22 protein-coding genes and 1 riboswitch are annotated in these 23,202 nt (G+C 62.4%); of the genes, 15 read left to right on the top strand and 7 right to left on the bottom strand.

The genetic code is table 11. The annotated features are described in order from the left end of the window. A partial coding sequence (locus tag ACKLKD_RS25515) for a Gfo/Idh/MocA family oxidoreductase (RefSeq protein WP_420061991.1) occupies positions 1 to 480 on the top strand: 480 nt, incomplete at its 5' end. 37 nt (positions 481 to 517) lie between these two features. Here ACKLKD_RS25515 and ACKLKD_RS25510 read toward each other — a convergent pair. Both ACKLKD_RS25510 and ACKLKD_RS25505 read right to left on the bottom strand, forming a co-directional pair. After that, positions 518 to 1,624, bottom strand: coding sequence for a DUF4056 domain-containing protein (locus ACKLKD_RS25510; protein ID WP_080924073.1), 1,107 nt, complete (start codon positions 1,622 to 1,624; stop codon positions 518 to 520). A gap of 65 nt (positions 1,625 to 1,689) precedes the next feature. Further along, on the bottom strand, positions 1,690 to 2,634 hold the full coding sequence (locus tag ACKLKD_RS25505; protein WP_087806212.1) for a hypothetical protein: 945 nt from the start codon (positions 2,632 to 2,634) through the stop codon (positions 1,690 to 1,692). A gap of 519 nt (positions 2,635 to 3,153) precedes the next feature. Next, positions 3,154 to 3,255, top strand: a riboswitch (TPP riboswitch). Between the two features lie 68 nt (positions 3,256 to 3,323). Here ACKLKD_RS25505 and tenA point away from each other — a divergent pair. The 7 genes from tenA (at position 3,324) to ACKLKD_RS25470 (ending at position 10,711) form a co-directional block, all read left to right on the top strand. Then, entirely contained in the window at positions 3,324 to 4,019 is a 696-nt protein-coding gene (gene tenA / locus ACKLKD_RS25500; RefSeq protein ID WP_025712413.1) for a thiaminase II, read from the top strand. Further along, positions 4,016 to 4,744, top strand: coding sequence for an ABC transporter ATP-binding protein (locus ACKLKD_RS25495; RefSeq protein WP_025712412.1), 729 nt, complete (start codon positions 4,016 to 4,018; stop codon positions 4,742 to 4,744). Before tenA ends, ACKLKD_RS25495 begins: the two co-directional genes overlap by 4 nt. Next, the gene (locus tag ACKLKD_RS25490; protein WP_080897791.1) at positions 4,741 to 5,481 is read left to right on the top strand and encodes an ABC transporter permease; all 741 of its coding nucleotides are present in this window, start codon (positions 4,741 to 4,743) and stop codon (positions 5,479 to 5,481) included. The genes ACKLKD_RS25495 and ACKLKD_RS25490 overlap by 4 nt, the downstream gene beginning before the upstream one ends. Before the next feature lie 24 nt (positions 5,482 to 5,505). Next, positions 5,506 to 6,441: an ABC transporter substrate-binding protein gene (locus ACKLKD_RS25485; RefSeq protein WP_087806214.1), complete on the top strand. Its 936-nt coding sequence runs from the start codon at positions 5,506 to 5,508 to the stop codon at positions 6,439 to 6,441. 306 nt (positions 6,442 to 6,747) lie between these two features. After that, entirely contained in the window at positions 6,748 to 8,133 is a 1,386-nt protein-coding gene (locus ACKLKD_RS25480; protein WP_025712409.1) for a diaminobutyrate--2-oxoglutarate transaminase, read from the top strand. A 9-nt stretch (positions 8,134 to 8,142) separates the two neighbouring features. Next, a complete protein-coding gene (locus ACKLKD_RS25475) occupies positions 8,143 to 9,624 on the top strand; it encodes a pyridoxal phosphate-dependent decarboxylase family protein (protein ID WP_165931797.1) in 1,482 nt (493 codons plus the stop codon). Positions 9,625 to 9,817: 193 nt separating this feature from the next. Further along, the gene (locus ACKLKD_RS25470) at positions 9,818 to 10,711 is read left to right on the top strand and encodes a LysR substrate-binding domain-containing protein (protein WP_087806225.1); all 894 of its coding nucleotides are present in this window, start codon (positions 9,818 to 9,820) and stop codon (positions 10,709 to 10,711) included. A gap of 241 nt (positions 10,712 to 10,952) precedes the next feature. Here the strand turns inward: ACKLKD_RS25470 and ACKLKD_RS25465 are convergent, their stop codons facing one another. The 4 genes from ACKLKD_RS25465 to ACKLKD_RS25450 all read right to left on the bottom strand — a co-directional run bounded on the left by ACKLKD_RS25465 (position 10,953) and on the right by ACKLKD_RS25450 (position 15,405). After that, positions 10,953 to 12,143, bottom strand: coding sequence for a cytochrome c biogenesis protein/redoxin (locus ACKLKD_RS25465; RefSeq protein WP_080924076.1), 1,191 nt, complete (start codon positions 12,141 to 12,143; stop codon positions 10,953 to 10,955). Between the two features lie 102 nt (positions 12,144 to 12,245). Further along, positions 12,246 to 13,589 (bottom strand): sensor histidine kinase, encoded by a 1,344-nt coding sequence (locus ACKLKD_RS25460; RefSeq protein WP_025712405.1) that lies wholly within the window; start codon positions 13,587 to 13,589, stop codon positions 12,246 to 12,248. Continuing rightward, positions 13,586 to 14,326 carry a response regulator gene (locus ACKLKD_RS25455; RefSeq protein WP_025712404.1) on the bottom strand — a complete coding sequence of 247 codons (741 nt, stop codon included), beginning with the start codon at positions 14,324 to 14,326 and terminating at the stop codon, positions 13,586 to 13,588. Before ACKLKD_RS25455 ends, ACKLKD_RS25460 begins: the two co-directional genes overlap by 4 nt. An 86-nt stretch (positions 14,327 to 14,412) precedes the next feature. Further along, positions 14,413 to 15,405 carry an alpha/beta fold hydrolase gene (locus ACKLKD_RS25450; RefSeq protein WP_087806216.1) on the bottom strand — a complete coding sequence of 331 codons (993 nt, stop codon included), beginning with the start codon at positions 15,403 to 15,405 and terminating at the stop codon, positions 14,413 to 14,415. Between the two features lie 243 nt (positions 15,406 to 15,648). On the opposite strand from ACKLKD_RS25450, the gene ACKLKD_RS25445 reads away from it, so the two are divergent. The 7 genes from ACKLKD_RS25445 to pqqF all read left to right on the top strand — a co-directional run bounded on the left by ACKLKD_RS25445 (position 15,649) and on the right by pqqF (position 22,300). Next, positions 15,649 to 16,662, top strand: a complete 1,014-nt coding sequence (locus ACKLKD_RS25445; protein WP_087806219.1) for a dipeptidase — start codon at positions 15,649 to 15,651, stop codon at positions 16,660 to 16,662. 141 nt (positions 16,663 to 16,803) lie between these two features. Next, the gene (gene pqqA, locus ACKLKD_RS25440; RefSeq protein ID WP_002905689.1) at positions 16,804 to 16,875 is read left to right on the top strand and encodes a pyrroloquinoline quinone precursor peptide PqqA; all 72 of its coding nucleotides are present in this window, start codon (positions 16,804 to 16,806) and stop codon (positions 16,873 to 16,875) included. Between the two features lie 54 nt (positions 16,876 to 16,929). Next, complete coding sequence (pqqB, locus tag ACKLKD_RS25435; RefSeq protein ID WP_025712401.1) at positions 16,930 to 17,856, top strand: pyrroloquinoline quinone biosynthesis protein PqqB; 927 nt, start codon at positions 16,930 to 16,932, stop codon at positions 17,854 to 17,856. Continuing rightward, a complete protein-coding gene (gene pqqC, locus ACKLKD_RS25430; RefSeq protein WP_025712400.1) occupies positions 17,850 to 18,605 on the top strand; it encodes a pyrroloquinoline-quinone synthase PqqC in 756 nt (251 codons plus the stop codon). Before pqqB ends, pqqC begins: the two co-directional genes overlap by 7 nt. A gap of 2 nt (positions 18,606 to 18,607) precedes the next feature. Then, positions 18,608 to 18,886, top strand: coding sequence for a pyrroloquinoline quinone biosynthesis peptide chaperone PqqD (gene pqqD / locus ACKLKD_RS25425; RefSeq protein ID WP_008804779.1), 279 nt, complete (start codon positions 18,608 to 18,610; stop codon positions 18,884 to 18,886). After that, complete coding sequence (gene pqqE / locus ACKLKD_RS25420; RefSeq protein ID WP_025712399.1) at positions 18,873 to 20,015, top strand: pyrroloquinoline quinone biosynthesis protein PqqE; 1,143 nt, start codon at positions 18,873 to 18,875, stop codon at positions 20,013 to 20,015. The genes pqqD and pqqE overlap by 14 nt, the downstream gene beginning before the upstream one ends. After that, positions 20,015 to 22,300 (top strand): pyrroloquinoline quinone biosynthesis protein PqqF, encoded by a 2,286-nt coding sequence (gene pqqF, locus ACKLKD_RS25415; protein WP_087806221.1) that lies wholly within the window; start codon positions 20,015 to 20,017, stop codon positions 22,298 to 22,300. Before pqqE ends, pqqF begins: the two co-directional genes overlap by 1 nt. On the opposite strand, the gene ACKLKD_RS25410 is transcribed toward pqqF, so the two are convergent. Further along, positions 22,284 to 23,030, bottom strand: coding sequence for a glutamine amidotransferase (locus ACKLKD_RS25410; protein ID WP_080924081.1), 747 nt, complete (start codon positions 23,028 to 23,030; stop codon positions 22,284 to 22,286). The two genes, pqqF and ACKLKD_RS25410, sit on opposite strands and share 17 nt — an antisense overlap. Positions 23,031 to 23,202: the final 172 nt, after the last annotated feature.

The raw sequence follows: 23,202 nt of genomic DNA, 5'->3' as shown, positions 1-23,202 counted from the left end.
AGCTTCGTTAAAAGCCGCGCTCCGCTGGAAGATAATGCCCATGTGCTGATGGAGTATGACAACGGGGCCGTCGGCTCGCTGTGGAGTTCCGCTGTCAACTGCGGCTCTATGCACGGGCAAAAGGTGCGTATCGTCGGGGAAAAAGCCAGTCTCGAATGGTGGGATGAGCAGCCCAACCAGCTGCGCTACGAGGTTCAGGGCGAACCGGTGCGCATTCTGGAGCGCGGCATGGACTACCTTGATCCGCTGGCACGGCAGGATGACCGCATCGGCGGCGGTCATCCGGAGGGGCTGTTTGAAGCCTGGTCGAATCTCTATCGCCGCTTCGCCATCGCCATGGATGCCGCCGACCGTCGCGACGAAGCGCTGCTGGCCGACTTCTGGTATCCGGACGCCCGCGCCGGGGCGTTCGGCGTCCGCTGGGTAGAAAACTGCGTCCGCTCTGCCGACAACGGCGCCTGCTGGGTCGACTTTCGCTAACTCGCTGGCTCAGGGCGCTCGCCCTGAGCCTTTGACGCTATTTTTCAATGCGCGCCAGCTGGGTCTTATCCGCCTCCCGGGCGCGATCCGCCAGCCCCTGAAACGCTGCGGCGCCATAATAGGGCGCGGGAACCGGCAGCGCCTGCATATCGTGCCCGGGGTAGATCTGCAGTTCGCCGAGATCGCGTAAGCGGAATCCCCCCACCTGCGCCGGCATGGTCAGGCGATACGGCGGCAGGGTTTCGAACGGGATCGGCGTCGGTAGCCGGTTTTCCTGCAGATCGTAGTTACGTTTCAGCACCAGGAACTTATCCGGCACCCGCCGGTGACTGTTCCACCAGTCGCCATCGATCCGCTGGAACATCGCTTCTGTCTCCCCTCGCGTAGCCACCAGCAGCCGGGTCAGCGCCTGTTTCAGCGCCACATCCATGGCCTGGTTATACGCTTCCACTGAACCACCGTGGCCGCTAAGGATCACGTTTATCGCCAGCCGGGCGCCGAGTAAATTGGAGTAGAGATCTTCCGGCGAAAAAGCGGAGATCTCCTCAGAGAACCCGGGAACCGACTGGAAACCATACCACTGGGCGATTTCGTGCCATTGCGCAATTTCAAAGGCCAGATGCCCGGCCAGCCAGGCCGCCAGCTGATAGCGCTGCCTGACGCCCGCCGGCGGCGTAAAGGCATTCAGCTGAACGCGGCGTACGCCCAGCTCTTCACTGTAGAAGATCCGCCCCGCCTGGCCCAGCGTCGGCGCAATACGATTGAACAGATAGAAGGTGTAGTCCGCCGTATCGCGCACATGGGCGATATCAATAAACCCGCCGCGACGGGTATAGATGAGCCCGTTCTGCTCCTCGCTGAGCCCGAGCAGGTTTTTCACCGCCCCGAACGCGCTGTCGTTGTAATGGTGCTTGCCCAGCGTATCCAGGGTCAGCACATTGCCAATCTGGTATACCGGGATCGGGATGCCCACCGCGCGCACGTGCAGGTCGTAACCAAAAGCGCAGCACGGTCGCAGCGACTCCGGCGGCGGCAGCTCACCCAGGGTGGGCACCGGATGGATCGCCGTCACAGCGGGCAGCACCGGATCCTGCGCCAGCGCCGGCAGCGACAGTGCAAACAACAGCCATAAGGCTTTACGCATCAACAGCCTCTCCACAACAACAAAAGAGCGCGCATCTTACCGGCAGATGGCGCCAGCAGTTTTAGTTAAAAACGGTATTCACCGGAGACAAAGAAGCTATTGCGCTCGTTAAAACCAAATTCAGTCAGCACGTTAAAGTTTTTGGTGACTTCATACTGGGCGCCAATCAGCATATTCCAGGGTGAGGTTAGCTTCTGCTTGACGTCGAATTTCCCCTCGCCGTCTTTGTTGACTGCGGCAATCAGGGGCTGAAGCTCTGGCGGCATATGCAGGTCGGCCAGATCGCCTTTAAACTCCTGCTGCACGTCCTGATACATGCTCCCGACCCACAGGCTGAGGTGGGACGGCCCGTCGATCCCCTGAAAACTGAAGCGGTAGCCGACGCGCGGCGAGACGGTGACCGCCGAGATGCTGCCGTCGAGAATATCGAAATCGGTACGGGTGTAGTTAGTGTCTACTAACCCGAACCAGTTGCCGTATCCCCCGGCGAGCGTAAAGCCGGTTCCCCAGGTGGTTCCTTTGAAATCAAGCGTAAAATCAATATTCTGCAGTTTTCCACTCTGATAAAGCTGATGAACCGCGCCGGCGATCGCCCGGTCCAGGCCACGAAACTGCGAGGGATCCGAATCCACAGAGACCTGAGAGACGGACGATCCGCGGGTATGCCCCACCAGCCCGTAAACGTTGAGAAACGGAAAGACCCACATGTCGAGACGCAGGTTTTCCGTTTTGCTCTTCTCACGGGTATGTCCAGCATCGATGGCGAAAATATCGCTGGGGATAGGATGGTTACCGAGCTTAAGCCCGGAAAAGGTAATACTGTCGACCATGATATCCTGACGGATATTCATATAGCTGAGGTTGACGCCGTAGGGTAACGGAATCGAGTACCCCCTGGCGCGCGCCTCATCGCCCCAGATCGGAAAATAGCTGTCGTTCTCGTCGGGTTCCGCGGCCGACGCGCCACAGGTCGCCAACAGCAGCGTCAACACCGCTCCGGATGCTCTCATTGTTATTCTCATCTATCGTTAGAAACCCGAGCCGATATTGAAACAGACCGCCTGCGCCACCGCTGGCTGCTCCCATTGTGTATCCGTCGTCTTCGCCCCCACAAATTCCTGCAGGACTCAGCGCGAGGTTTGCGCCGTGGCCGCGCAGTCCCTCTGATAGCGATAGCGCGAGACAGGGACAGGCCATCGGCATCAGATGGGGATATCGAACATGCCATCTTGCGCATCGAAGCGATCGGCGACATCCCAGGCGCACAGAGCAGGAAAATCAGCGCCAGCGGGGACAGCGGGAATTTCATGCTCACTCCGGGGCTGTGGGGCGCGCACGACATGCGTGGCGAACAGGATTAACGCAACAGGATAATGAAAATATAACGTAAGCAGATAAAACCCACCAACGCGTAGCTGCCTGTTTTTCAGCTATTTTTAAACGAAAAAGTGCTGGCCATCACAGAAAACCGCGTTTGCTTTGCCGCCCGGCGCGGTGATTGTATTCAGAAGGTGAATGTCGTATAACATAGCGCTACCGAGGGGTGTCCCGTGAGGGCTGAGATGGCGTAAGCCGAACCCTTTGAACCTGATCTGGGTCATGCCAGCGAAGGGACGGGTCGGCAATTTTGCCAGCATTACCGCCATTGCCTGTTCACACCCCTGCACGCCCGGATCTCCCCTGAATGACTGGAGGTCCTGTGATTGTTCCCGCGTTTAGCCATGGCCTGTATGGCCGTTTACGCCAGCTTGCCGCCGCTGACTGGCAGCACTATGTGGCGCATCCTTTCGTCCAGCAGCTTGCTGACGGCACTCTGGCGGAGAGCGCGTTTCGTCGCTATCTGACTCAGGATTATCTGTTTCTGATCCACTTTGCCCGCAGCTACGCGCTGCTGGTGAGTAAACTGCGCACGCTGCCGGAGATGCGGGCCGCGGCCGCCTCAATGAACGCCATCCTCAATGAACTGCCGCTGCACGTCGGCTACTGCGCCCAGTGGGGCATCAGCGAGCAGGAGATGGCTGCCCAGCCTGAAGCGCCGGAAACCGTCAACTACACCCGCTACGTGCTGGACGTTGGCCATTCAGGCGACGCCCTGGATCTGCTGGTCGCCCTGATGCCCTGCGTGGCGGGCTATGCGGAAATCGGCCTCGGCCTGCTGCGTCACCCTACCACCCGGTTAACCGATAACCCCTACGCCTCATGGATCCGCAACTATGGTGATGAAGATTATCTGCAGGGCGTTAGCGCCGCGCTGGCGCTGCTGGAAACCGTGTGGCAGCAGCGCGGGAGCGAGGCCCGTCTCACTGAGCTGAGCGAGATCTTCACCACCGCGACCCGGCTTGAAGCACAGTTCTGGCAGATGGGCCTGAACGCGGCGGCGGAGGCCCGGGCGTGACGGCGCCGGGTATCGAGATCCGCGGCCTGAGCCTGCGCTTCGGCGATCGGCAGCTGTTCGATAACCTGTCGTTGACGCTTCCCGGGGGCCAGTGGGTGTCGCTGCTCGGCGCCAGCGGGGCCGGCAAAACCAGCCTGCTGCGGATAATTGCCGGTCTGGCGCCCGCTACCGGCGGAGAAGTGGTCGCCAGCGATGGGCAGCCGATTCAGGGCCGTCTGGCGTGGATGGGGCAGAAAGATCTGCTCTATCCCTGGCTGAGCGTCCGGGAGAATGTCGCCCTTGGCGCACGGCTGCGGGGGGAAAAAGTGGACCACAACCGGGTCGCCACCCTGCTTGAGCAGGTGGAACTCACCCCCTGCGCCGACGCCCGGCCGGCAACCCTCTCCGGCGGTATGCGTCAGCGCGCCGCGCTAGCCCGCACCCTGTATGAGGATCGCCCCATCGTGCTGATGGATGAGCCTTTCTCGGCGCTGGACACCCTCACCCGCACGCGCATTCAGACCCTGGCGGCCACTCTGCTGACGGGGCGCACGGTGGTGCTGATCACCCACGATCCGCTGGAAGCCTGCCGGCTAAGCCACCGCCTGCTGGTGCTGTCGACGGCAGACGGCGACATCGATGACAGCCATCACCTCGCCGGCACGCCTCCGCGCGCACCGGACGCCCCCGACCTGTTGGTCGCCCAGGCGGCATTGCTGCAGCAGCTGATGAGGGCGCATCCATGAACGGACGTCTCTGGCGCGGGGGCATGGTGTTCTGCGGGCTGATGATCCTCTGGGGGCTGGCCAGCCGCAGCGGCATCCCTCACTTTCTTTTACCCTCCCCGACGGCAGTCGCCGAGGCGCTTTGGGTTAATCTCGCCTATCTTGGCTGGCACACGCTTATCACCCTCAGTGAGATCCTGTGCGGACTGGTGTTGGGGGTTGCGCTCGGCGTCACGCTGGCGCTGGGCATGATCCTCTCTCCGCGCCTGCAGCGCTGGCTGATGCCGCTGGTGCTCACCAGTCAGGCGATCCCGGTCTTTGCCCTCGCCCCGCTGCTGGTGCTGTGGCTGGGGTTTGGTATGAGCGCCAAAGTGGCGATGGCGGTGCTGGTAATTTTCTTTCCGGTGACTTCCGCTTTCTTTGACGGCCTGCGGCGGGTCAACCACGAGTATCTCGATCTGGCGCGCAGCATGAACGCTTCCTTCGGCGCTCAGCTGCGCCATGTCCGGCTGATGGCCGCCCTGCCAGCGCTGGGCTCCGGCCTGCGCATGGCGGCGGCGGTGGCGCCCATCGGCGCGATTATCGGCGAATGGGTCGGCTCTGCCGAAGGGCTGGGCTACGTGATGCTCAATGCCAACGCCCGGCTGCAAACCGATGTCTGCTTTGCCGCGCTGTTTATTTTAGTGCTGCTGACCATTCTGCTATGGCTGGCGGTGGACACCCTGCTGCACCGGCTGATCGACTGGTCGCCGGAATAAAAATGAAGTAATAAAGGAAAACAGATGAAAAAGTCGCTTTTCGCCGGGGCCACCCTGACGGCCCTGTTCAGCGCTCACGTGCTGGCCAATGAACCGCTGACGCTGGTGCTGGACTGGTACATTAACCCCGACCATGCGCCGATTATGGTGGCCGAGCAGATCGGCGCCTTTAAGGCCCAGGGGCTGGACGTCAAGATTGTTCCCCCTTCAGACCCGGCGCTGCCTCCGCGCCTTGTGGCCGCCCGCCAGGCGGACCTGGCTATTACCTACCAGCCACAGGTCCACTTCTTCGCCGACGAAGGGTTACCGCTGGTGCGTGTGGGCACGCTGATCAACTCGCCGCTGAACACGGTGATCGCTCTCAATAAGCAGATCAAAACCCCGGCAGATCTGCAAGGCAAAAAAGTGGGCTATTCGGTCAGCGGCATTGAGCAGGCCACCCTGGCGACCATGGCGCAACATGCCGGTATCGATCCGGCCAGTATCAAACTGGTTAACGTCAATTTCCAGCTGACCAGCGCCCTGCTGGCGGGCCAGGTGGATGCGGTCATTGGCGGCTACCGTAATATTGAAGCGCAGGAGCTGAAGCTGCAGGGCAAAACGCCGGTAGTGATGAACGTCGAAGATTACGGCGTGCCGGCCTATGACGAACTGGTGATTGTCGCGAATCGCGACGCTATCCATGAGGCGAAGATCCGTAAATTCCTCACTGCCCTGCAGGCCGGGGTGAACTATCTGCGCGCCCATCCGCAGGAAAGCTGGGAGGCGTTTGCCGCCGCCCACCCGGAGCTGAAGACCGAGCTTAACCACCAGGCGTGGCTGCAAACCGTGCCGCTGTTCGCCACCGATCCGGCGGCGCTGGATAAAGCGCGCTACGACGCTTACGAACAGTTTTTATATAACAATAAGTTGGTGAAAAAAGTTACACCTTTAACAAATTATGCGGTGGAACTGCATTGAGTCTTGCTATCGCTGACGGAACGCATTCCGTCAGCGCGTTAACCCAACGGCAATAAAAATATAGAGACTTTCTCACTAATAATTACACTTTTAAGGGTTATCATGACGCGGAAGTGTTCTATTATAATTCAGTGAGTTACGTTAATTTTTACCCCCATAAGAATAACGTCAAAATAACGTAATCAATAAAACGTTGAATGCGGATTTAAAAAGCCATATATTGTGCGCGCTTTATGAATGCCAATTCAATTCCTTAGACCAATTATTCAACCAGCGTTCAACCGCAATGCTGGTTGTGGGAGTGATATGATGACGGATAAAGTCCGTATTGATACTTTACGTGCCGATTTATTAGACGCAAACAACGAAACCTTTTTGGCCCGTCAGGCCGAATTCGAATCGAATGTCAGGAGTTACCCGCGTAAGTTACCGCTGGCTATCACTAAAGCTGAAGGCGTGTGGCTGACGGATGCGGATAACAAACAGTACCTGGACTGCCTCGCGGGCGCCGGTACTCTCGCTCTGGGCCACAACCACCCTGATGTATTGCAGAGCATCCAAAGTGTCATTACCAGCGGCTTGCCGTTACATACCCTCGATCTGACTACCCCGTTAAAAGATCGTTTCTCCGAATACCTGCTCTCTTGCCTGCCGGGCGAAGGGAAAGAGTATTGCCTGCAGTTCACCGGTCCTTCCGGCGCTGACGCCGTGGAAGCCGCGCTGAAACTGGCAAAAAAATACACTGGCCGTACGGCGGTGATCAGCTTCTCCGGCGGCTATCACGGGATGACCCATGGCGCGCTGTCCGTGACTGGCAACCTGTCGCCGAAAGCGGCGGTTAACGGCATGATGCCGGAAGTCCAGTTCATGCCTTACCCGCACCTGTACCGCTGCCCGCTGGGCATCGGCGGCGAAGCCGGCGTGAAAGCCCTGACCTACTACTTCGAAAACCTGATCAACGACGTGGAAAGCGGCGTGCGTAAACCGGCGGCGGTGATCCTTGAAGCCGTTCAGGGTGAAGGCGGCGTGAACCCGGCGCCGGTTGAGTGGCTGCAGCGCATCCGCAAAGTGACCGAAGAGCATGGCATTCTGCTGATCGTCGATGAAGTGCAGGCCGGCTTTGCCCGTACCGGTAAATTCTTCGCCTTCGAACACGCCGGGATCCAGCCGGACATCATCGTGATGTCGAAAGCGGTTGGCGGCGGTCTGCCGATGGCCGTGCTGGGCATTAAAAAGCAGTTCGACGCCTGGGAACCGGGTCACCACACCGGCACCTTCCGCGGCAACCAGCTGGCGATGGCTACCGGCCTGACCACCCTGCGTCACCTGCGCGACAACAAGATCGCCGACAAAGTCGCCTCCCAGGGCGAGTGGCTGAAAGGCAAACTGGCTGAGCTACAGAAGCGCTACCCGGTGATTGGCCACGTTCGCGGTCTTGGTCTGATGATCGGTATCGAAATCGTCAAGCCGAACGAAGCGCAGGATCACATGGGCTGCTACCCGGCTGATGGCGAACTTTCTGCCCTGCTGCAGAAGAAATGCTTCGAAGCTGGCCTGATCCTTGAGCGCGGTGGTCGTCACGGCTGCGTGCTGCGCCTGCTGCCGTCCCTGCTGATCAGCAACGCGGAACTGGACGTGTTCCTCGACAAATTTGAACAGGCCCTGCTGGCCGCCGGCGTAAAACCGGTCTGAGTGGAGTAAGTGACCACCATGTCCACATTGAATCCGATTCTTGCTGGTTCGGCGCAGAGCATTGAGGCCTATCAGCAGGTTATCGACCAGACCAGTCAGGCCGTTGTGCAGTGGCTGAAGCAACCTGAGATGTATCAGGGGAAAAGCGTTGACGAACTGCGTGAACGTATCTCCCTTGAATTTAACGAACAGGGTCTGGGTAACCAGGCGGCGATTGACCGTGCGATTGAGTACTTCCTGAAAGACAGCCTGTCGGTGCATCACCCGCAGTGCGTGGCGCACCTGCACTGTCCGAGCCTGGTGATTAGCCAGGCGGCGGAAGTGTTGATCAACGCCACCAACCAGAGCATGGACTCCTGGGACCAGAGCCCGTCGGCAACCATCATTGAGATGAAGCTGATCGAATGGCTGCGCGCCCGGGTCGGTTATCCGGCTGGCGACGCCGGCGTCTTCACCAGCGGCGGCACCCAGAGCAACCTGATGGGCCTGATGCTGGCGCGCGACGCCTTCTTCGCCCGTCAGGGACACTCCATCCAGCAGGATGGGCTGCCGGGAGATATCCGCAAGTACAAAGTATTGTGCTCGGAAAACGCCCACTTCTCGGTGCAGAAGAACATGGCGCTGATGGGCCTCGGCTACCGCTCGGTAACGCTGGTGAAAACCGACGAATTCGCGCGGATGGACGTGACCGATCTGAAAGCGAAGATTGCGCAAGCGCAGGCTAACGGCGAGCAGATCATGGCGATCGTCGCCACCGCCGGGACCACCGACGCGGGGGCTATCGACCCGCTGCGCGACATCGCCGGTATCGCTGCGGAACATCAGATCTGGCTGCACGTTGACGCAGCCTGGGGCGGCGCCCTGCTGCTGTCTGAGCAGTATCGCGACTACCTTGACGGTCTGGAGCTGGTGGATTCCGTTACCCTGGACTTCCACAAGCAGTTCTTCCAGACCATCAGCTGCGGCGCCTTCCTGCTGAAGGACGCGCGCCATTACGAGCTGATGCGTTATCAGGCGGCCTATCTCAACTCCGAGTTCGATGAAGAGCATGGCGTACCGAACCTGGTGTCTAAGTCGCTGCAGACCACCCGCCGCTTCGATGCGCTGAAGCTGTGGATGGGCCTCGAAGCGCTGGGCCAGAAACAGTATGCGGCGATCATCGACCACGGCGTCACGATGGCGAAAAACGTGGCGGAGTACGTGAAGTCGCAGCCGATGCTGGAGCTGGTCATGCAGCCGCAGCTGGCGAGCGTGCTGTTCCGTTCCCGTCCGGCACAGATGGCCGGGAGCGACGCGGCGGCTATCGCCCTGCTCAACCAGCGCGTTGGCGACGCCCTGCTGGCGTCCGGTCGCGCTAACGTTGGCGTGACCGAGCACAACGGTGTCACCTGCCTGAAGCTGACCCTGCTGAACCCAGTGGTAACCCTGGATGACGTGAAGGTTCTGCTGAACCTGGTGGATCGCACCGCTCAGGAGCTGCTGGCGCAATAATCTGCCTTAGCGAGGCGGCGCCTGCCGCCCTGCTGCCAGCTATGCCTGCAACAAGCCGATAATATCCTTATCGGCTTTTTTTATTACTTTTCGCGCCACAGACGCTCACTTCGCAAGGCCCGTTGACCCCTGCCTCTCGCGATGCCACAGTACTATCCCGAAAATAACAATGTTCAGGATAAATATCCTGAAAATAAGGATGATGATGGAGAAACGCTTACCAGGGCTGGATCTCGACGCTCTGCGCAGCTTTGTGACCGGCATAGAGTGCGGTAGCTTCGCCCAGGCAGCGCTGCGCCTGTCGCGTTCCACCTCCGCGGTCAGCGCCCAGCTTAAAAAGCTGGAGAGCCAGTGCGGTGCGGCGCTGGTGGTTAAGCAAGGCCGACATCTTGCGCTGACGGCTGAAGGCGAAAAGCTGATGAGCTACGCCAGACGCCTGCTGGCGCTCAACGATGAAACCCTGCGTGCGCTGCAGGGCGAGCGGCTCACCGGCGAGATTCATCTGGGCATGCAGGAAGATTTCGGTGAGTCGCTGATGCCGGGGATCCTCGGGCAGTTTACCCGCCACCATCCGCAGGTGCGGATAGTTGCCAGGGTGGATCGCAATGGTCCGCTGCGTCAGGCGCTGGCGGAAGAGGCGCTGGATCTGGCGCTGCTGTGGCAAACCGAAGATCAGGGTCCCGGGCTGGGCCTCTGCCCGCTGGCGTGGATTGCGCATCCTGACCTGGATATTCGCGCTCTGCTGGCCTCCGGCGAGCCGCTGCCGCTGGTGATGTTCGACAGCCCGTGCCTGATGCGATCCCGCGCTATCGCCTGTCTCGATGTCGCGGAGATCCCCTGGCAGGTGGTGTTTGTCAGCCACAGCCTGAGCGGCATCTGGGCGGCGGTGCAGGCCGGGCTGGGCCTGACGATACGTACCCATATCGGTATGCCCGGCAATCTGCGCACCGCAGGAGGTCTGCTGCCAGCGCCAGGTAGCCTGGCCGTCAGCCTGCGACAAACCCCGCGTGAGGAGCACCATTCCGCCGCCGTGGCGCTGCTCGGCGAACTGATGACCGAGGCCCTGCAGGGATGGCTCGACAGGTGACAGTGTCACGCCACTTCCATTCACCCTCACCCTAACCCTCTCCCTGCAGGGAGAGGGAACCGTCCGGCAGTCACCGGCGATGGGCACTCTGCGCCGTTCCCGCTTCAATGCCCGGTGGCGGCTGCGCCTTACCGGGCCGACATTCTCCCTGCGCGCTCCTGTAGGCCGGGCAAGCGCAGCGCCGCCCGGCATTGGGCTCAAGGGCTGGAGGGATCCGTCCGCCAGACGCCTGCGCCGCGGGTCAGGCTTTGCTCTCCTGCAGCAGTCGCTGGATCACCTGCTCCTGGCGGGCATAATCCCCTTCGCCGAAGGCGGTATAGCGCAGTTGTCCGCGAGCGTCGAAAATGTAATGCGCCGGCCAGTACTGATTGCCGAAGGCGTTCCAGATGGCGTACTCATTATCCGCCACCACCGGGTAGGTTATCCGCCAGTCCTTCACCGCCTGGCGCAGCAGAGGCAGCGAACGCTCCCAGGGATATTCCGGGGTATGAACGCCAATCACCACCAGGCCCGCCGCGCGGTATTTGTTCGCCCAGGCGCGCACGTAAGGCAGGGTATGCTGACAGTTGATACACTCCCGGGTCCAGAAATCCACCAGCACCACTTTGCCCTTCAGACGCTCCGGGGTTAACGCCGGGCTGTTGAGCCATGCGCTGCCTCCCGCCAGGGAGGGCATCGCGCTGGTGGGCTGCGGCGCAGCGATGGGCTGGAGGATGGTCTTTTGCTCCGGCTGCGGCAGACGGGCGGCCAGCCGTTGCTCCAGCGCCTGGCTCAGTCCTCCCGCACTTTGCAGATAGCGGTCGCCACCGCTGGCGATCAGCGCCACCGAGGCCAGCATCGCCAGCCCCGCCAGCCGGCGCAGCCGTTCGCCGAACGCCAGCCCGCGACGCAGTCGGGCGATCAATGCTGCACCACACCACCCCAGCAGGAATAACATCAGCGCCCCGCCGCTGCCGTAGGCCAGCAGTAACCCGCCAGTGGTCGCCTGGCCCGGATGAACAAAGCCCAGGCTGAGTATCGCCCCCAATACCGGCCCGGCGCACGGGGCCCACAGCAGGCCCACCGCCAGCCCGGCCAGCAGAGAACCGATCCAGCCGCGCTGGCGTGAGCTGGCGTCGTTAAGCTGATTCCCCAACGCCACCAGGGGGGAGGTCAGCCGCTGCGCGACGCGCTGCGAAAGCAGGCTCAGCCCGACCAGGGCGAAGAACGCCAGCGCCAGGCCGCGGCCTGCGAGGGTCAGATTCACCACCCAGCCGCTGGCGACCGTCACCAGCCAGGAAACCGCGCCGAACATCAGCGCCATTCCAGCCAGCATAATCGCCAGTTGCCCCCGGCGGCCCCGGACGCTGGCGAACAGCAGCGGGATCACCGGCAGCGTACAGGGGCTCAGCAGGGTTAACATTCCGCCCAAAAATGCAATGAATATCGACATCGCCTTCTCCTCATTATGCCGTCGCTGCCGAGAGTGACAGCCACGACATTACAGCAAGGGCGTGTATGGCGAATGTGTCGGGAAAGCGGGAGAATTGTCGGCTTAGTTATCCTTCTTCCCCGGAGATACAGCAGGATACAATCCCGCCGCGGCAAGGCGAACGCTGGCGTCCAGGCCGCCCTGCGGGCGGTTGGCCAGACGCAGCGTGCCGTTCATCTGGCTGACCAGCTGCGCAGCAATCGCCAGCCCCAGACCGGTGCCGCCGGTGTCGCGATTGCGCGAGTCCTCCAGGCGATAAAACGGCTGCAGCACCGCCTGTAGCGAGGCCTCCGGGATCCCCGGCCCCTCATCCAGCACATGGAGGGTGACATCCCCGCCGACGTCGCGGGTCAGGGTTATGGTGACCGTGGTGCCGAATTTCAGCCCATTATCGATAAGATTGGTCATCACCCGGCGCAGGGCCTGCGGCGGGATCCACACCACCCCGGCGGTCTCTTCGGGACAAAAACGCACCGGCCGGCCGACATCGGCATAATCGCAGACGATGGTGTCGAGAAAGGCGTCGAGGTTCAGCCGCTGGCGCGCCTCCGCCAGCGGCTGCGACGTGCGGGCGAAGGCGATGCCCTCCCGCACCAGACGGGTCATATTGTCGAGATCCTGCAGCAGCTTATCGCGCAGTTCCGGCTGGTCGGCCATCTCCACCCGCAGCTTCATTCGGGTGATCGGGGTTTGCAGATCGTGGGAGATGGCGGCGAGGATCCGCGCCCGCTCCTGCAGATGATCATGGATGCGCGCCTGCATCGCGTTAAACGCGCGGGCGGCACGGCGGACCTCTTCCGGCCCCTGCTCGGCCATGGTTCCCACCGTGTCGCTGGCCGGTTCAAGGGCATCCACTGCGCGGGTAAAGCGGGTGATGGGCAGCAACACCTGACGAACGGCATACCAGGCGCAGGCCAGCAGGAGGACAAACTGAGCGATCAGCACCACCGGCAGCCAGCGGGCGATGGCCGGTAGCTTCGGCCACAGATCGAGCGTCAACGGGGCGCCGTCGTGGAGGGTAATATGGGCCTGAATATGCTGCCGCGGGCCGGGGATCGCCACAATACTGACCGGATACTGCGCGCTCAGCGCCTCCTGCAGGGAGCGGGCCGCGTCCCGGGCGCGCCAGCTGTCCGGGTAATCGCCGCGTTCGCCGGCGTCCAGCTGGTAGCGGTAGTTGCCGCGCGCCAGCTTTGGCAGCCATTGCGGGCGCTCAGCGGCCGGCAGACGGTCGAGGATCGCCACGCTGGTGGCGACATCGGAAGCCAGGTTGCCCAGCATCACGCTGCGGGCGCTGCTCATACGCTCATAAAACAGCAGCGACAGGGTTAAGGTATTCGCCAGCAGCAGCGCCAGAAACAGCAGCGCCATCAGCCGCGACTGCAGCGAGGCGGGCCAGAACCTCATTCATGCCTCTCGCGGATGGAGACCGGCACCGACAGCACATAGCCTTCGCTACGCACCGTCTTAATGTAGGCCGGCTCGCGGGCATCCTCCCGCAGGCGCTGACGCAGTCGGCTCACCAGCAGGTCAATCGACCGTTCAAACAGTTCCGCGTCGCGTCCCTGGGTCAGATTCAGCAGCTGATCGCGGTTCAGCACCCGCTGGGGGTGGTCGAGAAACACCCGCAGCAGCCGATACTCCGCCCCGCTGAGGGCGACGATGGCGCCGCTGTCATCCAGCAGGTGGCGGGCGGCAGTGTCGAGCAGCCAGTCGCCAAAGGCGATCAGTCTGCCCGCCTCGGTGATCTGCAGATTGGGCGGCAGCGCCCGGGTGCGGCGTAAAATGGCTTTGATGCGCGCCAGCAGTTCGCGGGCCACAAAGGGTTTAATCAGATAATCGTCAGCCCCCATTTCCAGGCCGAGGATCCGGTCACTGTCGTCGGTGCGGGCGGTGAGCATCAGCACCGGAATATCCTGCTGCGGGTTGGCGCGCAGCTGGCGGCAGAGCGTTAAGCCGTCCTCGCCCGGCATCATGATATCCAGCACAATCAGGTCAATTTGATGATTTTTGAGCACCGACCACATGGCTTTGCCGTTCGCCGCGCCGCTGGCGCGATATCCCGATTTTTCCAGATAGTCGACAATCAGTTCCCGAATATCGCGGTCGTCATCGACGACCAGGATGTGGTCAATACGCGCCAAAGGCTGCTCCTGCGGCAAAATTAACTCTTCACAAGCATAAGCCGTGTTGCCGGAAGCGCAACGTCGCGCCGCCGGCAAGGCGCGGATTACAAACGGTCGGCGTCCACCACCGCCTGGACAAAGTCTGCCGGGTCCTCCTGCGGCGGGTTATGGCCCACCGCTCCCGGCAGATCCCGGTGCTCATATTTTCCGGTAAATTTGGCCCGGTAGCTGGCGGGAGCAGGATGCGGCGCGCCGTTATTCGCCCCTTCCAGGGTGATGGTGGGCACGGTTATCGGCGGCAGCGCCGCCAGCCGTTGTTCATAGCCGGCATACTTCGCTTCCCCCTTGTCCAGCCCCAGGCGCCAGCGGTAATTGCTGATGGTGATCGCCACGTGGTCCGGGTTATCCAGCGCCCGGGCGGTTTTGGCAAAGGTCGCGTCGCTGAATTGCCACTGCGGCGATGCCTGATGCCAGATAAATTTCGCAAAGTCGTGGGTATTCTGCCGGTAACCGGCTTCGCCGCGCGGGGTGGCAAAATAGAACTGGTACCACCACGACAGCTCCGCCTGCGGCGGCAGCGGTTTTTCGCCAATCTGCTGACTGCTGATCAGATACCCGCTCACCGAAACCAGGGATTTCACCCGCTGCGGCCACAGCGCGGCGACAATATCCGCCGTGCGCGCGCCCCAGTCAAAGCCGGCCAGATCCGCCTGCCTGATGTGCAGGGCGTCCATCAGATGGACAATATCGGCCGCCATCGCCGACGGCTGACCGTTACGCGGCGTGCTGGCGGAGAGGAAACGGGTCGTGCCGTAGCCGCGCAGATACGGCACAATCACCCGGTAACCCTTCTGCGCTAGAGCCGGCGCCACCTGGGCATAGCTCTGAATATCATAGGGCCAGCCGTGCAGCAGGATCACCGGCTGGCCGTCGCGCGGGCCGATATCCACATAGCCAATATTCAGGTCGCCGGCGTGGATCTGGTAGATCTTGTCGAACGCCCCCGCATCTTCCGCGGCGCAAACGGCGGCGGACCACAGGGTGGATAATCCCAGCGCCGCGGCGCTGGTAAACCGGATCAGGGATAATCTGTTCATCGTTTTCTCACCTTTTATCGTCATCAAGAGAGTACGTGACCAGTAAAACGGAAATTTGTATCCGCCATGTGCCCGACCGGGGCCATTTTTATCTCTTAATGTCAGCGCTGCGCCGCGAGATACAGTGTGATACAAAGTCGAGGTTGGCAATTGTTGCGGGCATGTGAATTTATGCTTGCCCCGGGAGATAAATCCGTTACCGTGGCAGGCATTTTTCACCACTTAAGAACGCAGGAACCCGCTATGGCGATTTTTGATGGTCACAATGACCTGCTGCTGAATCTCTGGCTTCACCATCGTGAGGATCCGGTGAGCGCCTTCTTTACCGGGATAGAAAACGGCCATCTCGACTTTCCGCGTATCCGCCAGGGCGGGCTGGCCGGCGGCCTGTTCGCCCTCTTTGTGCCGCCGCAGGAGTATATTGCCCGCGTGGCGCCACAGTACGCCAGTCAGGCGTGGGAACCGCTGGCGATCCTCTGGCAGCAGCTGGCTATTCTCAAGGCGATTTGCGCCCACGATACCGACCGCGCGCGGCTGTGCCTGAGCGCGGCGGATATTGAACGCTGTCGGCAGGATAACGCGCTGGCGATGGTGGCGCACATCGAAGGCGCTGGCGGGTTCGACGCGCAAGGCGACGATCTGCAGGCCTTTTATCGCGCCGGGGTGCGCAGCATCGGTCCGTTCTGGAACATCGCCAATCGCTTCGGCTGCGGGGTCACCGGCGCCTTTCCCGGCAGCCCGGACAGCGGCCCGGGTCTTACCCGCGAGGGCATTGCGCTCATCACTCAGGCCAACGCCCTGAAGATGCAGATCGATGTTTCGCATATGAACGAGCAGGCTTTTTGGGATACCGCCCGCCACTCCACCGCCCCGCTGGTGGCCACCCACTCCAATGCCCACGCCCTGTGCCCGCAGCCGCGCAATCTTACCGACCGGCAACTGCGGGCGATCCGCGACAGCGGCGGCGTGGTGGGCGTCAATTTCGGCAATGCCTTCCTGCGCGCCGACGGCCGGCGCGACAGCGACACACCCTTAACCACCATTGTCCGGCATATCGACTATCTTATTAACATAATGGGTGAGGATCATGTGGCTCTCGGCTCGGATTTCGACGGCATCACCCTGCCGGACGAGCTGGGCGATGTGGCCGGCTTACCGCGGCTTATCAATGCCTTGCGGGACAATGGCTATGATCAATTGGTGCTGGATAAGCTGCGGTGGAGCAACTGGCTGCGGGTATTAAAAAATGTTTGGTAACAATAGGTTATATTGTAAACATAAAGTTAATTCCTTACATATTCCGGGTTGATCTCTCTCCCGGTGAAGCGCAATATGCGGCGGCCGTCACAGATCGACTATGATTCGTGAGGCCTGTCTCATTTTTAGGAGGAACAAAACATGTGGAAGAAACCTGCTTTTATCGATTTACGTCTCGGTCTGGAAGTGACGCTGTACATTTCTAACCGCTAATCGCCCCGCCCGCCGTTCGCGCGGGCACCTTCATTCATTACCCGGTCCGTCTTCATGTTCATTAAAGTCCTCGGCTCCGCCGCTGGCGGCGGTTTCCCACAATGGAACTGCAACTGCGCCAACTGTCAGGGCCTGCGCAACGGCACCATTCAGGCCACCGCCCGCACCCAGTCGTCGATCATCGTCAGCGATAACGGCAAAGAGTGGGTACTGTGCAACGCCTCGCCGGATATCAGCCAGCAGATTGCTCATACCCCCGAGTTAAATAACCCCGGCGTGCTGCGCGGGACGCATATCGGCGGCATTATTCTCACCGACAGCCAGATCGACCACACCACCGGATTGCTGAGCCTGCGCGAGGGCTGCCCGCACCAGGTGTGGTGCACGCCGGAAGTTCATGAGGATCTCTCCACTGGCTTCCCGGTGTTTACCATGCTGCGACACTGGAACGGCGGCCTGGTGCATCACCCCATCGCCCCGCAGCAGCCTTTTACCGTTGACGCCTGTCCTGATTTGCAGTTTACCGCGGTGCCTATCGCCAGCAACGCGCCGCCCTATTCGCCGTATCGCGACCGGCCGCTGCCGGGCCATAACGTAGCGCTGTTTATCGAAAACCGCCGCAACGGCCAGACGCTGTTCTATGCGCCGGGGCTGGGTGAGCCGGATGAAGCCCTTCTGCCGTGGCTGCAAAAAGCGGACTGTCTGCTGATCGATGGCACCGTCTGGCAGGATGACGAACTGCAGGCCGCCGGCGTCGGGCGCAATACCGGCCGCGATATGGGCCACCTGGCGCTCGGCGATGAGCACGGGATGATGGCCCTGCTGGCCTCCCTGCCGGCAAAACGCAAAATTCTCATTCATATTAATAACACCAACCCGATCCTTAACGAGCAGTCTCCCCAGCGCCAGGCGCTGACGCAACAGGGGATTGAAGTGAGCTGGGACGGGATGGCAATCACCCTTCAGGATACCGCATGCTGATCACCGACACGCTGTCGCCGCAGGCCTTTGAAGAGGCCCTGCGGGCCAAAGGCGCCTTCTACCATATTCACCACCCGTACCACATCGCCATGCACAACGGCGACGCGACCCGCGAGCAAATTCAGGGCTGGGTGGCGAACCGGTTTTATTACCAGACCACCATCCCGCTGAAAGACGCGGCGATTATGGCCAACTGCCCGGATGCACAGACCCGGCGTAAATGGGTGCAGCGGATCCTCGACCACGATGGCAGCCACGGCGAGGATGGCGGGATTGAAGCCTGGCTGCGGCTGGGGGAAGCGGTCGGGCTGAGCCGCGACGATCTGCTCAGCGAGCGCCACGTGCTGCCCGGCGTGCGCTTCGCGGTGGATGCCTATCTTAACTTCGCCCGTCGCGCCTGCTGGCAGGAGGCGGCCTGCAGCTCCCTGACCGAGCTGTTCGCCCCGCAGATCCATCAGTCGCGCCTCGACAGCTGGCCGCAGCACTATCCGTGGATCAAAGAGGAAGGCTATTTTTACTTCCGCAGTCGTCTGAGCCAGGCCAACCGCGACGTTGAGCATGGTCTGGCGCTGGCGAAGACCTACTGCGACAGCGCGGAAAAACAGAACCGGATGCTGGAGATCCTGCAGTTTAAGCTCGACATTCTGTGGTCGATGCTCGATGCCATGACCATGGCCTACGCTCTGCAGCGCCCGCCCTATCATACGGTCACCGACAAGGCGGCCTGGCACACGACCCGACTGGTGTAACCATGCAAAAAACCTCCATCGTCGCCTTTCGTCGCGGCTACCGCCTGCAGTGGGAAGCTGCCCAGGAGAGCCATGTGATCCTCTATCCGGAGGGAATGGCCAAACTCAATGAGACCGCCGCGGCGATCCTCGAGCTGGTCGATGGCCGGCGCGACGTCGCGGCGATTATCGCCATGCTTAACGAACGTTTCCCGGAAGCCGGCGGCGTCGATGACGACGTCGTCGAGTTCCTGCAGATCGCCTGTCAACAGAAGTGGATCACCTGCCGTGAGCCAGAATAAACCCGCCGTCAATCCGCCGCTGTGGCTGCTGGCGGAGCTGACCTACCGCTGCCCGCTGCAGTGCCCCTACTGTTCCAATCCGCTGGACTTCGCCCGGCAGGAAAAGGAGCTGACCACCGAACAATGGATCGAGGTCTTTCGCCAGGCGCGAGCGATGGGCAGCGTACAGCTGGGCTTTTCCGGCGGCGAGCCGCTGACCCGTAAAGATCTGCCGGAGCTGATCCGCGCCGCGCGCGACCTCGGGTTCTATACCAACCTGATCACCTCGGGAATTGGGTTAACCGAGAGCAAGCTCGACGCCTTCAGCGAGGCCGGGCTGGACCATATCCAGATTAGCTTCCAGGCCAGCGATGAGGTGCTCAACGCCGCTCTCGCCGGCAATAAAAAAGCCTTCCAGCAGAAGCTGGCGATGGCCAGAGCGGTGAAAGCGCGCGACTACCCAATGGTGCTCAACTTCGTCCTCCACCGGCACAACATCGACCAGCTCGATAAAATTATCGAGCTGTGCATTGAGCTGGAGGCCGATGACGTCGAGCTCGCCACCTGCCAGTTCTACGGCTGGGCGTTTCTTAATCGCGAGGGGCTGCTGCCGACCCGGGAACAGATCGCCCGCGCCGAGCAGGTGGTCGCCGATTACCGGCAGAAAATGGCCGCCAGCGGCAACCTCACCAACCTGCTGTTCGTCACCCCGGACTATTACGAGGAGCGGCCGAAAGGCTGCATGGGCGGCTGGGGATCGATTTTTCTCAGCGTCACCCCGGAAGGCACCGCCCTGCCGTGCCACAGCGCGCGCCAGCTGCCGGTGACGTTCCCGTCGGTGCTGGAGCAGAGTCTGGAATCGATCTGGTATGACTCGTTCGGCTTCAACCGTTATCGCGGGTATGACTGGATGCCGGAGCCGTGCCGCTCCTGTGATGAAAAAGAGAAAGACTTCGGCGGCTGCCGCTGTCAGGCCTTTATGCTGACCGGCAGCGCCGATAACGCCGATCCGGTGTGCAGCAAATCCCCGCATCATCACAAAATCCTTGAGGCCCGACGCGAAGCGGCCTGCAGCGACATCAAAGTCAGCCAGCTGCAGTTCCGCAACCGGGCCCGCTCACAGCTGATCTACAAAACCCGGAACCTGTAATGACCCTGGCGACCCGCACCATCACCCTGCCGGGCGGCCTGCAGGCCACCCTGGTGCATCAGCCGCAGGCCGTGCGCGCGGCGGCTCTGGCGCGGGTCGCCGCCGGCAGCCACCACGAGCCGTCGCACTTTCCCGGTCTGGCGCACCTGCTGGAACACCTGCTGTTTTACGGCGGTGAGCGCTACCGGGACGCTGACCGGCTGATGGGCTGGGTACCGCGCCAGGGCGGGAGCGTCAACGCTACCACTCTGGCCCGCCGCAGCGCGTTCTTCTTCGAGGTCTCCGCCGGGGACCTGGCGGAGGGCATGGCACGTCTGGGAGAGATGCTGCAGGCCCCGCGGCTGCTCAGGGACGATATTCAGCGCGAAGTGGCGGTGATTGATGCCGAATACCGCCTGATCCAGCAGCATGAGCCGTCGCGCCGGGAGGCCGCCGTGCGCCACGCCGTCATCGCGCCCGCGGCGTTTCGTCGCTTTCAGGTAGGCAGCGCTGACGCGCTGGCGGGCGATCTCCCTGCGTTGCAGGCAGCCTTACGCGATTTTCACCGCACCCATTACGTCGCCCGACGAATGCAGTTCTGGCTGCAGGGGCCGCAGTCGCTGGAGGCGCTCGGCGAGCTGGCGGCACGTTTCGCCGCCGGGTTTGCCGCGGGCGAGGCTCCGCCGCCGGCGCCGCCGCTGCGCCTGGGCGAGTTCACTGCACTGCAGCTGGCGGTCTCCAGCCAGCCCGCGCTGTGGCGTTGCCCGCTGATCGCTTTAAGTGACAACGTCACGTTACTGCGCGAGTTTTTGCTGGATGAAGCCCCCGGCAGCCTGATGGCCGGCCTGCGCCAGCGCCAGCTGGCCGGGGATGTGGCGCTGAACTGGCTGTATCAGGATCGGCACCTCGGCTGGCTGGCGCTGGTCTTCGCCAGCGACCGGCCGGAACAGGTTGACCGGCAGATAACCCACTGGTTGCAGGCGCTACAGCAGACGACGCCTGTGCAGCAGCAACACTACTATCAGCTGTCCCGGCGCCGTTTTCAGGCGCTGTCGCCTCTCGGTCAGCTGCGCCAGCGGGCATTCGGCTTTGCCCCCGGGGCGCCGCCCACCGGGTTCGCCGATTTTTGCGCCGCCCTGCTGGCCGCCCCCGCGGTCAGCCTGGCCTGCCAGACGCAGCTCCCCGGAGCAACGGTAGCCACCCAGGGCTTTAGTCTGCCGCTCAGCCGCTGGCGCCGCCGCCCGGTCACTGACCCGGCGCTGGCGTTTGCTTTTTATCCGCAGACCGCTGACAACCTCGTGGCCGACAGCCCGCAGGATGCCGCGCCGCTGCTCCACCTCCCGTCCCCGGAAGCACCGCCGACGCTTCTGCTGCGCTCCCCTTTCTACGGTTCGCCCGATCTGGCCAAAGGGCTGGCGCGCGGGGAACAGCTGCGCCCACTGCTTGCCGCCCTGCGCCACGCCGGGGGATACGGCGAGTGGCATCTGTTCGCCGGCAGCTGGCAGCTGATCCTGCAGCTGCCAGCTGCCGGCCAGCGCCCGGCGGCGATCCTGCAGGCCATCGTACGGCAGCTCGCGCTCCCGGTCGCCCCGCTGACCCCGCCGCCGGAGAGTATTGCGATCCGTCATCTCATGGCCCAGCTCCCCGAACGGCTGGGTACGTCAGCGCACCAGGAAGGGTGGCTGGCGGCCCTGGCGGGCGGCAGCGCGGAAGATGCGCAGTGGGTAGCGCGTCAGCTGAGCCTGATTACCGCCCCGGTTAATCCGCCGATGCCCGCTCCGGCCCCCTGCCGCCGCGGCGTCGGGCGGCTGGCTTTCCCCGGGGACGGCACGGCGCTGCTGGTCTTTATTCCGCTGGCGGAAGGCGCCTCGCTGGCGGCCCTGCAGGTGCTGGCGCAGTACTGTGAGGCGCCGTTTTTCCAGCGTCTGCGGGTGGAGCAGCAGATTGGCTATGTGGTGAGCTGCCGCTATCAACGGCTGGCCGATCGCGACGGACTGCTGATGGCGCTGCAGTCACCGGATCGCCGCCCCGGGGAGCTACTGCGCTGCTGTAAAACCTTTCTGCGCCAGCTGGCGCCGATCGATGAGGCGACCTTCAGGCCGCTACAGCAGCGGCTGGCCGCCCAGGCTCGCGCCCGAATCCCCCCCGAGGAGCAGGCGCTGGACGCCCTGCGCCAGAGATATGGTTTACCGGTGGTGACGCCGCAGGCGGCTGACGCGCTGCGCGTTGAAGAGGTGGCCGTCCTGTGGCGCGAAATGACTCGCCGCCGTCGCCGCTGGCGGGTGCTGTTCACCAGTGGAAATTAATGGGGGCATCCGGGGTGAGAAAGGCGCTGACAAAACGCGTAAGGATCGCCGCGGCCTGCGGGCTCTCCTGCACCTCGTCGTGTAACCGTTGCGGGTCGATGCCCTCCGCCTGCAGCACCGCCTCCCGGTAGCGGATCAGTGAGCGGGCAACAGGCGCGGTGAATTCCGGGTGAAACTGCGTGGAGACGGCGTGCGGTCCGTAGCGCACAATCTGGTGGCGGTCGTGGGAGGATGCGGCCAGCACGGTAGCCCCCTCCGGCAGACGGGTCACGGTTTGCAAATGGCTCAAATGCGCGGGAAACGAGGCCGGCAGACCGCTCAGCAGCGGGTCGTCGACACCCCATGGCGACAATGAAATGGTTTGGCTGCCGCTTTCCCGCCCGCCCGGATGATACGCCACCTCGCCGCCCAGCGCGTGGGCCATCAGCTGATGACCATAGCAAACGCCGAACAGCGGCATATCGATAGCCACCGCCTGACGGATCCAGTCGGCGGTCCGTTCGCTCCACGCCAGCCGATCGGTGACCATCGCCCACGAACCGGTCAGTATCGCCACGGTCTGGTTATCCGGCGCCGGCAGCGGTTCATCTTCAAACACCCGCACCGCGGTCAGCTGCGCCTGCCACGGCGCCAGCAGCGTGCGAAACCAGTGCGGCAGATCGCCATGCGCCTGGCGGATGGCCGTCGGCGGCGTGCCGGTCTGAACCAGCAGTAATCGGTTACGTGTCACCCTTCCCCCTCACTCCGGGTCATGTTCTCTGCGATCACTATGCCGCCGGGAAAACGACGGGACAAATAACCAATTTTTATGGCCGATGCGCCTGCGGAATAAGACCCGGCTCTTACCGGGCGTCGGCGCTGTCAAGCTGCGGCACGTCGGCCGCCGTCGACGGGGCCTGCTG

Origin of the sequence: Klebsiella sp. 10982 (genome assembly GCF_048589245.1) — a bacterium.
In the GTDB taxonomy this organism is placed as follows: Bacteria; Pseudomonadota; Gammaproteobacteria; order Enterobacterales; family Enterobacteriaceae; genus Klebsiella; species Klebsiella quasivariicola.
Note: the sequence above shows the minus strand (reverse complement) of the source record. Positions and strands in the feature narration are given on the sequence as shown.